Origin of the sequence: Levilactobacillus muriae (genome assembly GCF_045862015.1) — a bacterium.
In the GTDB taxonomy this organism is placed as follows: domain Bacteria; phylum Bacillota; class Bacilli; order Lactobacillales; family Lactobacillaceae; genus Levilactobacillus; species Levilactobacillus muriae.
Genome location: NZ_BAAFRU010000011.1, coordinates 17928 through 30640 on the forward strand (window position 1 = coordinate 17928; position 12713 = coordinate 30640).

11 protein-coding genes are annotated in these 12713 nt (G+C 49.1%); 3 read left to right on the forward strand and 8 right to left on the reverse strand.

Translation table 11 applies throughout. The annotated features are described in order from the left end of the window. Positions 1–4: 4 nt before the first annotated feature. The 4 genes from ACKTSF_RS09110 to ACKTSF_RS09125 all read right to left on the reverse strand — a co-directional run bounded on the left by ACKTSF_RS09110 (position 5) and on the right by ACKTSF_RS09125 (position 5320). Positions 5–1057: an alpha/beta hydrolase fold domain-containing protein gene (locus ACKTSF_RS09110; RefSeq protein ID WP_407888710.1), complete on the reverse strand. Its 1053-nt coding sequence runs from the start codon at positions 1055–1057 to the stop codon at positions 5–7. A gap of 26 nt (positions 1058–1083) precedes the next feature. Next, the gene (locus tag ACKTSF_RS09115; RefSeq protein ID WP_407888712.1) at positions 1084–1938 is read right to left on the reverse strand and encodes an alpha/beta hydrolase; all 855 of its coding nucleotides are present in this window, start codon (positions 1936–1938) and stop codon (positions 1084–1086) included. Next, entirely contained in the window at positions 1925–3310 is a 1386-nt protein-coding gene (locus tag ACKTSF_RS09120) for an MFS transporter (RefSeq protein ID WP_407888714.1), read from the reverse strand. The genes ACKTSF_RS09115 and ACKTSF_RS09120 overlap by 14 nt, the downstream gene beginning before the upstream one ends. Before the next feature lie 1017 nt (positions 3311–4327). Further along, complete coding sequence (locus tag ACKTSF_RS09125) at positions 4328–5320, reverse strand: LacI family DNA-binding transcriptional regulator (protein WP_407888886.1); 993 nt, start codon at positions 5318–5320, stop codon at positions 4328–4330. Positions 5321–5558: 238 nt separating this feature from the next. On the opposite strand from ACKTSF_RS09125, the gene ACKTSF_RS09130 reads away from it, so the two are divergent. Both ACKTSF_RS09130 and ACKTSF_RS09135 read left to right on the forward strand, forming a co-directional pair. Next, the gene (locus ACKTSF_RS09130) at positions 5559–6956 is read left to right on the forward strand and encodes an SLC45 family MFS transporter (protein ID WP_407888716.1); all 1398 of its coding nucleotides are present in this window, start codon (positions 5559–5561) and stop codon (positions 6954–6956) included. A 39-nt stretch (positions 6957–6995) separates the two neighbouring features. Further along, positions 6996–8672 (forward strand): glycoside hydrolase family 13 protein, encoded by a 1677-nt coding sequence (locus tag ACKTSF_RS09135; protein ID WP_407888718.1) that lies wholly within the window; start codon positions 6996–6998, stop codon positions 8670–8672. A gap of 131 nt (positions 8673–8803) precedes the next feature. On the opposite strand, the gene ACKTSF_RS09140 is transcribed toward ACKTSF_RS09135, so the two are convergent. From ACKTSF_RS09140 to ACKTSF_RS09150, 3 genes are all read right to left on the reverse strand, one after another. Further along, the gene (locus ACKTSF_RS09140; protein ID WP_407888720.1) at positions 8804–9178 is read right to left on the reverse strand and encodes a type II toxin-antitoxin system PemK/MazF family toxin; all 375 of its coding nucleotides are present in this window, start codon (positions 9176–9178) and stop codon (positions 8804–8806) included. Then, positions 9175–9426, reverse strand: coding sequence for a type II toxin-antitoxin system PemI/MazE family antitoxin (gene mazE / locus ACKTSF_RS09145; RefSeq protein ID WP_407888722.1), 252 nt, complete (start codon positions 9424–9426; stop codon positions 9175–9177). Before mazE ends, ACKTSF_RS09140 begins: the two co-directional genes overlap by 4 nt. Before the next feature lie 132 nt (positions 9427–9558). Then, positions 9559–10095 carry a PadR family transcriptional regulator gene (locus ACKTSF_RS09150; protein ID WP_407888888.1) on the reverse strand — a complete coding sequence of 179 codons (537 nt, stop codon included), beginning with the start codon at positions 10093–10095 and terminating at the stop codon, positions 9559–9561. Positions 10096–10271: 176 nt separating this feature from the next. Between ACKTSF_RS09150 and ACKTSF_RS09155 the strand changes: the two genes are divergently transcribed. Beyond that, positions 10272–10808, forward strand: a complete 537-nt coding sequence (locus ACKTSF_RS09155; protein WP_407888724.1) for a phenolic acid decarboxylase — start codon at positions 10272–10274, stop codon at positions 10806–10808. A 153-nt stretch (positions 10809–10961) separates the two neighbouring features. Here the strand turns inward: ACKTSF_RS09155 and ACKTSF_RS09160 are convergent, their stop codons facing one another. Beyond that, positions 10962–12644 carry a subtype B tannase gene (locus ACKTSF_RS09160; RefSeq protein WP_407888726.1) on the reverse strand — a complete coding sequence of 561 codons (1683 nt, stop codon included), beginning with the start codon at positions 12642–12644 and terminating at the stop codon, positions 10962–10964. Positions 12645–12713 lie beyond the last annotated feature (69 nt).

Consider the following 12713-nt stretch of genomic DNA (forward strand, 5'->3'; position numbering starts at 1 on the left):
AGACTCAGATTAATTTTGCCGCTGACTTCAGGGCATCTTGGACCGCTGGCACATTCCCAGTAAAGTTCAGAAAGGCATGGCTGATCCCACCGTATCGCAAGTAGTTGGCGTCGCCATTTGCCCGGCCGACCTGATCGATGAAGGCTTCACCCTGCAGGCGGAATGGGTCATACTCACCCACCAACAGTGTGGTCTTCTTGAACGTCTGGGGATCAGCCAGAATCGGCGACAGCAGTGGTGCTGTCAGATCCAGCGGTTGATCCGCCACGTAGTAGCCACTCATAATCTCATCAAGTTGCTCAAACAACTGGTAGCTTCTGTGTAAAGCATCCCGCTGTTCGGGAACGATGTCAATACTCTCATCCTGCCACAGTGACCCACCCAAGTCGGAGCCTTGAATCACAGTCGGGTAGAAGAGCAGGTGTGAGTTAATCGTGCAGATGCCCATGGATTTGCAGAGTTGACTGACACCCAACGCAATCGAGCCCCCAGCGGAGTCTCCGCCTAGTGAAATGTGGTGATAGTCCTTGGTCATGGCGGCAACCACGGCCAAGCCATCCAGAATAGCTGCAGGATATGGTTGTTCCGGTGCTAGGGCATAATCCACGTTATAGACCACGCAGTTTGCCTGCTCGGCAACGTATTTCAACGCCAGCAAGACATCTTCTGGTGTCCCACCATAGTAGGCGCCCCCATGGAAATAAATCAAGGCTTTATCCGCGGTTAGGTGATCCATCCGAGCAATCCGAATGACCCGAACCCGCCGATTCATGGCGACAATCTGCTGCATCTCGATCTTCATGTCAACGGTCGTCAGATCCTTCTGACCGGTTGTTTCAGTCCCTTGCCGCAGACTAAATAAATCAGTCGGCAACTGCGGATTTTCTTCGATCTCGGCTACCGTTTCCCAAACTAACGGCTCGTAGGTGTGGACCGGATCCCGTTCCTTAATCCACTTAGTCACGCCATTTTCCACACCCGTTGCCCGCATCTTAGCCAGTCGTTTCAGCTCGTCCGCATACCCCAAGGACTGCTTCGTTGTCGTATCATTCAACATGTCGATTACCCCTCTCATTAGCTACTTCATTGCTGAAGCCAAAATTCTGTGAGGTTCCACCTTGCCGCCAACCATGTCAGGTGACGGGGGAACCATTCCGCGACATCTGGCCGAATAAAGTGCTCCCCAAAGGCCAGGTCGCGTGGATCAAAACTTCTTGGAAACGCCGTCACATCCCGGGCAAGACTCAAACCATGCGGACCATGCGGATAAATAATCTCGGCCACGGGTACCTGTTGCTCGCGCAACGCCGCCGCGTAATGCTGCGTGTTGGTAACCGGGACGATCTCATCTTCGCGCGTGGCCCAGATGAAGGTCGGCGGGTTTTGCGGTGTGACTAACAGGTCCGCCTCGTGTTGCGACCACCCAGCCGTGATTTCTTGCAATTCAGCTTCACTGGCTGGCCACCCTAGGCGTAACCCGATCACCGGGTATGCCAGCAGCAAGGCACTGACTGCCAACTCGTCTGGAATAGCGTCTACCACTGACCCCAGGGTGGGCCACAGGTCAGCGTATAGTGCTGCCAGGTGACCCCCGGCGGAGAACCCTGCCAGTAGGATGGTATCCGCATCAATCCCGTAAGTTGCCGCGTGCCGGTGAAACTCACAGACGACAGTTGCCAGTTGATACAGCGCCGCGGGTAATACCGGCGGATCGTCACGTAGACGATAGGCGACCACGGCAACCGCGAACCCCTGTGCCAAGTACTGTAGCGCCATGATTTCATTCTCTCGATCCGAGTAGAATTGATAGCCACCACCCGGTAGGAGAATGACCAAGGGCCGCCGCGGCTGATTGTGGAAGTCAGCAATGGCGGCCGGTTGGTAGTACGTGACGGTCACCGGATAAGCGGTACCGCACGTAAACTTACGCGTTATCATTAGCTTTACTATCGGCGACTTCTTTATCTTTGATAGCCTTGGCAGAGGTAATCTCGTCTTCGTCCAACTTGTAGAAGACATATAGAATACCAACAATGATTACGGCCAAGATAATCGGTAACCAGATAAAACTGGTACTGATCGCCGTGACTGCCTTAGCACCTTGCACCTTAGCAGTTGCTTGGAACCCACCCCAAGAAAGTAACCAACCGGAGACCAGGCCACCAAAGCCCATCCCCAACTTAGCCCCAACCATGGGAACTGAGGATAAGATACCGGGTTCGTCGATCCGAAGTTCGGAACGAGAATATTCCACCGTGTCGGCAATCATGACGAAGGAGATAGAGAATGCTGCCCCCATGGCAACCAACGCAATAATATTTCCGGCAAAGAGCAGTGGAATACTACTGAAGTGCATGATTGCTTCCCCAATCGCGAAGACGACTAGTGACAGGATCATGACATTCCGGTGTTTCAGGAACTTACTGAGGAATGGTACTGAAACATTCCCGATAACCGCAACAATTACCAAACCATTGAAGGCCCCAACTAAATCTGCCCGCCGGTAAACATAGGTTAAATAGTAGACGGCCGTTTGCATCCGAATTACCCAGAAGGTCTGTAACAGGATGAAACTGATACTCAGGGCAACCCATGGTTTATTCTTGACGGCTCCCGTCAAGGATTCCTTTATGGACAGATGTCCCTTAATTTCTGGTGCATCCGCCGTTTCTTCAACAATGTCATCCTTTTCACGTAAGTTTGCGAAGGAGCTTAAGAATAAGACGATGATGGCTAACCCAATGAAAATCCCCCAGATCATCCACCCTTTTTCGGCGTTCTTACCTCCCAATTTCGCAACCATTGGCAGAGAAATCGCCCCGATGACAGCCGTCCCAATATTGGTCATGACCATCCGGGCACTGGCTAAGTTCGTCCGTTCGTCAGGATCCTTGGTCAAGCTAGGCAGGATCGCCGTGATCGGCGTGTTGGCCCCGGAATAAACTAAACTAAACAGTGTATAGACAATGGAGATCCAGGCCAATTGGAAGGCCTTATTTCCGCCAAATGATGGGTTGAAGAACAGCAGCATGGTCAAGATCCCTAGTGGAATCCCGAACCATAAGAAGTATGGCCGTGCCTTCCCATATTTCGAATGCGTATGGTCAATTAAAAATCCATACACAACACCATCAAAGGCATCAATTATTCGAACGACGAAGAACAAAGTCCCGACAAACGCCGGCGAAATCCCCATAACCGTGGTGTAGTAGAACAGCAGGTAGAGTCCAACAATTTGCCAAATCAGGTTTCCGGCCATATCAGTGGCCCCATAGAAGAATCGCTGTTTCCATAATTGCACTTTACTCATGATGAAACCCTCCCCCATAGATTTTATGTGCTTTCCTTGTAACCGCTTACATGTATAGCATACCGGTCTGTTTACGTTACGGTAATCCCGCTTTTTGGCCAAGAACTTACCTTTTCTAACCAACTCATTCCCCAAGGCCAATTCGTTGGGTAAAATTGACAAACAAACCCAGTTACCGCTCTCATCATAACCGATTTTGAGTGCCGGTTAGTCGTTGAAGGCCTTCATTAGTTTTCCTTGCTAACTCACTGGTTCAGCCCTTGAATATCGCTAAAGGCGCTAGATAAGTATGCCAGTAATGATAGGGGATGGCCAGCTATGATACCTTCTGTTAACTGCAACGATCAATTTTCAGTTTGAAATACACCGCTTGTTTGCTAATCCTCTCAATACGCAAAAGGTTCCACCTCACCATTAATTCTCGGCAAAATAGAACCCCTCTATATTTCTTCTACAAAGTGAACAATTTGATTGATTTAGAAAACTACCAACCTAATCCGTAGTGGCGCTCTGAGCTCAATTAACTTTACAGCTGAAGGTTGAAAGATCTAAAATACCCATTATGACTGTTACAACAACGATACTGAGACTGAAATTAGGCAGCGTCGTCTAAACCAGCCGGCTTACCGTTCGCCAAAGTAGACAGTGATCAACCATCGTGGACTAACGTTGACAGTCCGGCGATGGTCATGGCAATGTCAAGTTAAAGAACAAATCATAACCGGAGGCGGCCAGGGACGTAGGTAGCTGTGGCGACGGTGTTAGCTGGGAACCAGCTTACAGCGTGGGACGTGTTTGGAGACTGACGGGTTATGTCAGGCTTCAAACCGAGCCGGAGGACCGTTTCTCAGGCCGCAGACGGTCCCCACAGCAGCCGGAATTTCTGGCAGCGGCAGGTGGTAACTTTCAACTAATTTTATGGATTAAATCTCTATTAGCTGGACCTTTCTAGGTGCATTGGGAACTTTCAACCTTCAGTTTACAGTTGAAATCTAGCTTAGCCGCAGGCGACTATTTTCAACTGTTGCGCTGGAGACTGTCACGTTCCACCAACTTGATTGGCGTAATTTTCTGGGGCAGTTCACCCGGAGCAGACAGTTGCTGGACACCTGCAACGCCCATCTCGTAGAAATTCTGTGAGATACTGGACAGCGCTGGCTGAACCAATTCACAGATTTCAGTGCCATCAATCGCTAAGATCGATAAGTCAGCTGGCACGCGATAGCCCAGACTGCGCGCCGTATTGAGCACGCCCACCGCTGCCATATCACTGGCGCCAATGATCGCAGTCAGTCCTGACTTAGTACCATATTCCTGCATCGCTGCCTGACCCGCAGCATAGCTATAGTTACCAAGCTGAATCCAATTGGGTTGGATGACAACCCCGGCTTCCTGCATGGCTTGTCGATAGCCCGCTACCCGTTGACGTCCAGTATGAAAGTCACTGTCAACACCAGCAAGGCCGATGTTTTGATGCCCCAATTTCAACAGCGTTTGAGTGGCTTGATACCCAACCTGCCAATCGTCTGAAGTAATATAGGGCACCTGAATCTCATCGAAGGAAATCGACAGAAAACAGAAGGGAATCCGCGAATTCTGCAGCAGGGCTAAATTCTCTGCTGCGAGATCTACTGATAATATAAGAATCGATCGAACAGGTCGCTCGATCACGGTCGTCAGCGCTCGCCGTTGTTGCTCTGAGTCGTCATCCCCGGCATACAAAATAATCACGTTCAGATCATGACGATGGGCCTCGGCTTGAATGCCCGCAATGATTGGATTAGCAAAGTTGGTCTTCGTCGAATTCACGATAGCCGCAACCACGTTACTCTGCTGCGTTACGAGCTCTGCCGCAGCTGTATTCTTTTGATAGCCAAGCTCTGCCGCCGCGGCCCGCACTTTCTCTCCGGTGCGTGCACTAAAAAATCCTGTCTTATCGGCAAGCACTCGCGAGACCGTTCCGGGTGACACGCCCGCCAGTTTCGCAATATCTTTGATTGTTGCGGCCATCCCGGCCACCTCACTTTCACCGTTTTTCTTGCTAAGTCTCATTTTACCGTTAATGGGCTGAAATAACAAAGTCATTTGTCGCAAAAATGACTATTTTAGCACAAACGTTTGCTTTTATTGTTTAAAGGCATTGCAAACGTTTGTGTAAAGTGATAACATTCATTTTGAAAGCGGTTACTTAGATTGTTTAGAAATTGTGAGCACCTGCTATTATTTCATTTATTTAGGAGGAATTATTATGTCCCAAAACGCAGCCTTAGAACGTGAGCAAGCCATCCCGGTTACACCACCGGTTAGTAACAACAACTCACTGCCCAAACTCCCTTTAAAGACGATCTTCGCCATGACCTTTGGCTTCTTCGGGGTCAACATGGCCTTTTCTCTTCAGTCGTCACAGATGGGCCGGATCTTCCAGACTATTGGGGCTGATCCCACAAAACTCGGCTTCTTCTTCCTACTGCCCCCATTAGCTGGAATGGTTGTACAACCGTTGATTGGGAAATACTCTGACATCACCTGGAACCGTTTCGGTCGGCGGATGCCCTACCTGATTATCGGCGCACCCATCGCTGCGTTGGTCATGATCCTCCTCCCCAACGCTGGCTCGTTTGGCTTCGGTTACGCATCGATTGCTGCCTTGTTATTCGGTGCCATAGCGATTCTCTTCATGGACCTGTCCTCTAACATCTGCATGCAACCGTTCAAGATGATTGTTGGAGACATGGTCAACGAGGATCAAAAGGATCTCGCGTGGTCTTGGCAACAGTCCTACTCCAACTTAGGTGGGGTGTTAGCCACGATCTTCCCGTTCCTGTTAACTTGGTTCGGCGTTTCTAACGTTGCTGCCAAAGGAACCGTGCCCTTATCCGTGCGATTAGCCTTCTACATTGGTGCCGGCATCTTACTCCTCACCTCAATTTACACGATTGTTTCCGTAAAGGAATACGATCCCGCTACTTATAATCGTTACCACCACGTCAAGGCGGAAACGAAACAGAAGACCGCTAGTCTCTGGCACCTAGTCAAGACGGCCCCCCGCGCATTCTGGGAAATTTCCTTCGTTCAACTCTTCGACTGGTTCGCCATTCAATACCTGTGGACTTACGGAACTGGTGCCATTGCCGACAACGTTTGGCACACGGCTGACGCTGCTTCCGCTGGCTATCAAGCAGCCGGCAACTGGTTTGGGATTCTCTCCTGCATTCAGTCATTAGCCGCCGTTGTCTGGGGCTTCGCCGTTCTTTCGCACACCAAGCCTAGCCAACGGAAATTCTGGTTCCGTGTCAGTCTGGTCCTCGGTGGTGCCGGGATGATCTGGATCTACTTCATTCATTCACAGTGGCTGTTAGTCTTGCCATTCTGCCTGATCGGGATCTGCTACTTGACGATGCAGACGCAAGCCATGTCCCTCTTCACCGAATCTCTCAACGGTGAAAACGAAGGTGCCTACCTTGGTCTCTTCAACTGTGGGATCTGCTTACCACAAATCATCGCATCCCTCGCCAGTTTTGCCATCTTCCCGGCCATTGGTAAGTCCATGCCCGGCATGTTAGTCATCGCCGGAATTGCCCTTCTATTAGGAGCCGTATCCGTCAGTGCTATTCATCCCAAATTATCTGCAAACTCAGTAAATTAACACTTAAATCACTAATCTAAAATTCAGGAGGTTTTATTTATGGCAACAACACAATGGTGGAAAAAAGCTGTCGTTTATCAAGTTTACCCACGTAGCTTTCAGGACAGCAACAATGATGGTATCGGCGATCTACCCGGTCTCACCCAACGTTTACCTTACATTAAAAAATTGGGTGCCGATGTGATTTGGCTCAATCCTATTTACAAGTCACCAGACAAGGACAATGGGTACGATATCAGTGATTACCGTCATATTCAGGCTGCTTACGGCACTATGGCTGAGTTCGATCACATGCTGGCATCTGCGCACCAACAAGGGTTAAAGCTTCTGATGGACTTGGTTGTCAACCACACCTCAGACCAACACGACTGGTTCCAACAAAGCCGCCAGTCCAAAGATAATCCATACGCGGATTACTACATCTGGCGCGATTCAGTCGACGGTCATGAGCCAAACAACTGGGGCTCTTACTTCAGCGGTTCAGCCTGGACCTTTGAACCCAAACGCCAACAATATTACCTGCACCTCTTTGCGCCGGGCCAACCCGATCTCAACTGGGAAAATCCTAAAGTCCGCCAAGACGTCTACAGCATCATGAAGTTCTGGTTGGATAAAGGTGTCGATGGTTTCCGGATGGATGTTATCAATCTGATTTCAAAGCCAGCCGGGTTGCCGGACGCCCCCCAAGCACCGGGTGCCCTGTATGGCAACGTTGAACCACTGGTCTCCGATGGCACTAAGCTGAACGACTACTTGAAAGAAATGAATGCACAGGTTCTTTCTCACTACGACGTCATGACTGTTGGGGAAATGCCCAGCTCAACGCCAGAAGACGCCATCGCTTACACTGGTTTTGACGCTCACGAGCTTAACATGGTCTTCCAATTCCAGCACGTGACGTTAGCACCTAACCCTGACAAACGCCTGGGTAAGTGGAACGACGCCCCGGTCAAACTGACCGAACTAAAGGCCGCCCTTTCACGCTGGCAGAAGGCCTTGGATGGTCGCGGTTGGAACAGCCTTTACTGGAATAATCATGACCAACCGCGGACGGTCTCCCGGTTCGGCAATGACGCCCCAGAGTACCGTGAGCTATCGGCTAAAATGTTGGGGACGACACTGCACATGCTTCAGGGGACCCCTTACATTTACGAAGGCGAGGAACTAGGCGAGACCAATGGCCATTACACCAGCCTTGACCAATACGAGGACTTGGAGAGTATCAACGCCTACCATCAATCGGTTGATCGCGAAAAAGCCATTGATGGCGCTACGATGCTTAAATACTTGTCTCACATGTCCCGCGACAATGCCCGGACGCCGATGCAGTGGGATAGCACCACCAATGCTGGCTTCTCACAAGCCAAGCCGTGGTTCGCTTTGAATCCAAACTACACCACCATTAACGCAGCGGCTGAAGTGGGCCAGCCTGACTCTGTCTTCAGTTATTATCAACGGCTGATTGCTTTGCGCCACAATAGCGATCTGATTATCCACGGCTCCTACGACGAGATTGACCCCCATGACGATCAAGTCTTTGCCTACCGCCGACACTATCAGGACCAAACGCTTCTGGTCATCAGTAACTTTACCGACCAGACTGTCACCCGCGATTACCACCAAGACCAAGCGGATCAGAAGTTAATCGGTAACTACGCCGACGATCTGGGCACCACATTACGGCCTTACGAAACTAAGGTTTACCGCTTCAATTAATTTATTTTCTTCGTGAACGTGACTGCGAGCGCGTTCACGCTGGAATCTAACCCTGATGACGCACGTGTTGCGTTGGTCAGTCACAAAAGCACCGTCTCACTCTGGTAGGTACCCGAGTGAGACGGTGCTTTTTAGAGTCCTAACATATCTTTAACGTACGGCAAAAGCCTCTTATAAGTTGTATCTGAAATTTGATTAATAATTCTACCATCGCGAGAGACAAAATCGAAGTTCTGTAGTTGCCACAAAGCAATATATCCCCTTACACCGTCAGAAGCACCACCATTTATTAAGATTGGCAAATATCGTGAATCTGCTGCATAACGCTCTGAAGTTGTTATAGGCATGGCCACCACCATTCCTGTCGCACGCGAGTAGCTCGTTGCGCTCATGACAACCATGTGCCTCCGAATATTAGAGGCTTTTACAGAATGGCCACCATATTCTTTGCCTGAATGGGGCTCCGCATCAATAACAATAATATCTTTTTGCCTAGGAAATTTCATTCAATATTCTCCTTGCCTACAGGATTAAGCTCGCTGAGTTCAGGATCATTATTTAAATCACTTTGATAGTCATATTCTTGCCATTCTTGAGAATCAAAAATATTTTGATGTTCCAATGGACGATAGATTACTGAACCATCCTCAGCTTTTGAAACCTCGAATTCTGTTCCAATGTTTACATCAAAATCAGCCGGCAAGGTAAGTACCCGACTATTACCTGATTTTCGTAAAGTTACTGTCTTACTCACAAGAATCACCTCATTTCACTGTGTACACTAGTATATACTGTCGTCTTACTTATGTACACACATATGTCTTACTAATTTGACTATAGCTTACGAAAATACTCTCCTCAATCTTGATTTTTTCAAATGTCCGCTTCACTTTTCCAAATACTGTGCCAGCCACTCCACATAATGGCTCTCGCGCTCAATTGCGTGGTCCAGAATCAGGTAGTGCCCGTAAGCCTGGTCAATCGTCGCTTGATTCGGAAAGATTGTTTCCTGGCGTTGCTGGAGGTGATGAAGTTGCGATTGGTGCAACTGGCACTGTTCCCGCAACATAGGTTGAATACGGGGGTCGCTAACCGTCTTGATGAAGTAGAGTTTCAGAATAAATTCGTCCTTGCTAGGCGTCAATTCCGGCGAGGGTTGACCGACCCAAGCGACCAATTTCTCCCGGCCCGTCGGTGTCAGCATGTACTGCTTCTTGGCTAACCTTTCTCCGGTCACTGTATCTTCGTGGCTAATCTCGCCAGCGGCTTCCATCCGTTTCAGCATAGGATAGATTTGGCTGTGCTGGGCCTGCCAGAATTCACCGATTTCATTTTCAAAAGCCTTCGCCAAGTCATACCCAGTCTGTGGGCGCTGGTTCAACAAGCCTAAAATAATATATTGTAGTCGATTACGTTGTCCGATAATTGGCATCTCCCTTGATTTCACGCGCTTCTTTACTTTCATTGAACCAGTTCCACGCAAAAACTGCAAGAAAAATTGTTGACAAAGACGTGAATTCTGACTACACTAATCAAGTAAATCAAAACATGTAATTAATTACATGTTGGCTTTAGCAGAATAGAAGGAGTAACCAACTTATGACAAAAGAATTTAAAACCTTAGATGACTTTTTAGGAACCCACTTTATCTACACTTACGACAATGGCTGGGAATACGAATGGTACGCGAAGAATGACCACACCGTTGACTACCGGATTCATGGCGGCATGGTCGCTGGTCGTTGGGTCACGGATCAAGAAGCCAACATTGTCATGTTGGTTCCCGGGATCTACAAAGTTGCCTGGACGGAACCAACCGGAACCGACGTCGCGTTAGATTTCGTTCCTAATGAAGGCAAGCTTAACGGGACCATCTTCTTCCCTAAGTGGGTTCAAGACCACCCCGAAATCACCGTGACTTATCAAAACGAGCATATTGACGTGATGGAAGCTGCGCGGGAAAAGTATGCTACTTACCCCAAACTAGTCGTCCCAGAATTTGCCAAGATCACCTACATGGGCGATGCCGGCCAAAACAACGAGGACGTCATCAGCGAAGCCCCTTACCCCAGCTTGCCAGATGACATTCGTGCTGGTAAGTACTTCGATGCTAACTATCAGCGACTTCGGAAGTAAGACTCATAGCTGTAAATGTCCAAACTTCCGGCAGCCTCAGGTAGCAGTTTTAAACTCATACCCCGCTTTAAAAAGGGCACAGCCGGTGGCTGCGCCCTTTTTAAGTTAATCATCATCCTTATTCTAGCGACTCAAGGGGCGATTACTCCCCCTTTACTTGGCAATCTTATCAACCCAATTAAACATACTGGTCATCTCGTAATCGCCAGCGTGGCCCGTGTTCCATTGCACGTGGAAGTTCACGTCAGCCCCAGCATTCTTCAACTTTTGCGATAGCAACAATGGCACCGCAACGGAGGTGTTGCTATCCGTCTCACCGTAGCGAATCCAGAAGTGCTTAGCGAGCGTTGCACTGCTGGTCTTGCCAATGTAGGCCATCGGGTTCATTAGCTTAATAATACTGCTGTCGGCCATTGTGGCTCCACTCTTCGTGTTACGCGCTTGACTGTATTTCGTGAAATGCTTGGCATTAGTCGTCGTATCTCCAAATTCCACATTTTCCGCAGCGCTGGCGTTCAGTGCGTCGAAGGCTGGCGGCGTCTTGGAACGACCAACCGCCTTAAAGTATTTGGTGAGATTGACGTTCGTGACCTTGCCACTCTTAATGGTCAACCAGGGATACTTTGAAGCCTTGATAGTCGTTCCCTTATCCAATGCAGTTTGAGCAGAAGCCATGATTTCTTTCTTGACCAACGTCGCAAATGACCCGGTTCCGTCACTGTTCAACTTCAGCGTCTGACCATTGGCCTTTAACTTCAGCCCATTGACGTAATCAACAAAACTGCTCTTCAGTTGCGTCGACATCTTCTTTTGATTGGTCGTCAAGGTCGTTTGGCTATTAGTACTTCCAGGTGTTCCACCACCACTGACACTGTTGACACCACTGAATTCCCACTCGTATGCGGTGTTGGCATTGTTTAGATTGGTAATTGGGGCGAAGACGAACGCTGCAAAGATATTATCACTCGTATCCGCGGCTCCAATCGCTTTCAAATATGGCTTATATTCGGCATTATTTCCAGTCGATCCCAGCAGTGAAGACATTGCCCCACCGGCACTGGTCCCATCAGAAATAATTTTATTTGTATTTCCGGCTAGTCGGGACTTGTTAAATTTCAAATACCGAACGGCTGCCTTCAAGTCTACAATCGCGGCTGGTGCCTTCCCGGTATATTGACCGCTCTGCTTCGTATCCCGACCGCGAGCTCCCGGTGCCGCCACTACGTAGCCCTTAGCCAAAGCCTTTTGCGTCGCACTCGTTCCAGAAGCGCCACCATTGGCGTTCAAGCTAGCACTGCTGCCACTGCCAGAGGGTGCGGCCCCCGTTGGCTTACTTCCGGTAGGCGTCTTGCTGGAGCTCCCACTCGGTGCGCCACTCATCGAGCCGCCAGTCAGTGTGCCCGCGGTTCCCGCCATGTAGCCACCGATGTTGTTGGGTAGGAAAATAGGCGCCGTTGCCTTGGAATAACCGTTAATCTTCTTATTGTGGAAGTACTTATCTGGTATGTAAATATTCATACTCTGGTACTTGGTACTGACCGGTTTGCTGACATAGATCCGGTTAGTATAACAGCGCACCTTGATCTTTTGCTTGTTGACCGTAATCGTCTTAGTCGTATACTTGCTGGTGTTGAGCTTTAGGCTCTGAACTTTCCCACTATAGCTGGTATCACCCCGGTAATAACTGGTTTTGTGCTGATACTTAACGTTGGTCAATTTACCACTGGGGGCTGTCGCTGTCTTCTTGCTCGTCGACTTGGATGAATTGCTACAAGCTGCCAAACTTAAAACACCGGCCGCACACAGGGTTAGCGCTAATATTTTCTGCTTAATCATGTATTTCTCCTCCCAAATAATAACTGCGCGTTTAGCATACCTGAAACCGCTGTCAAATACAGTATCTAT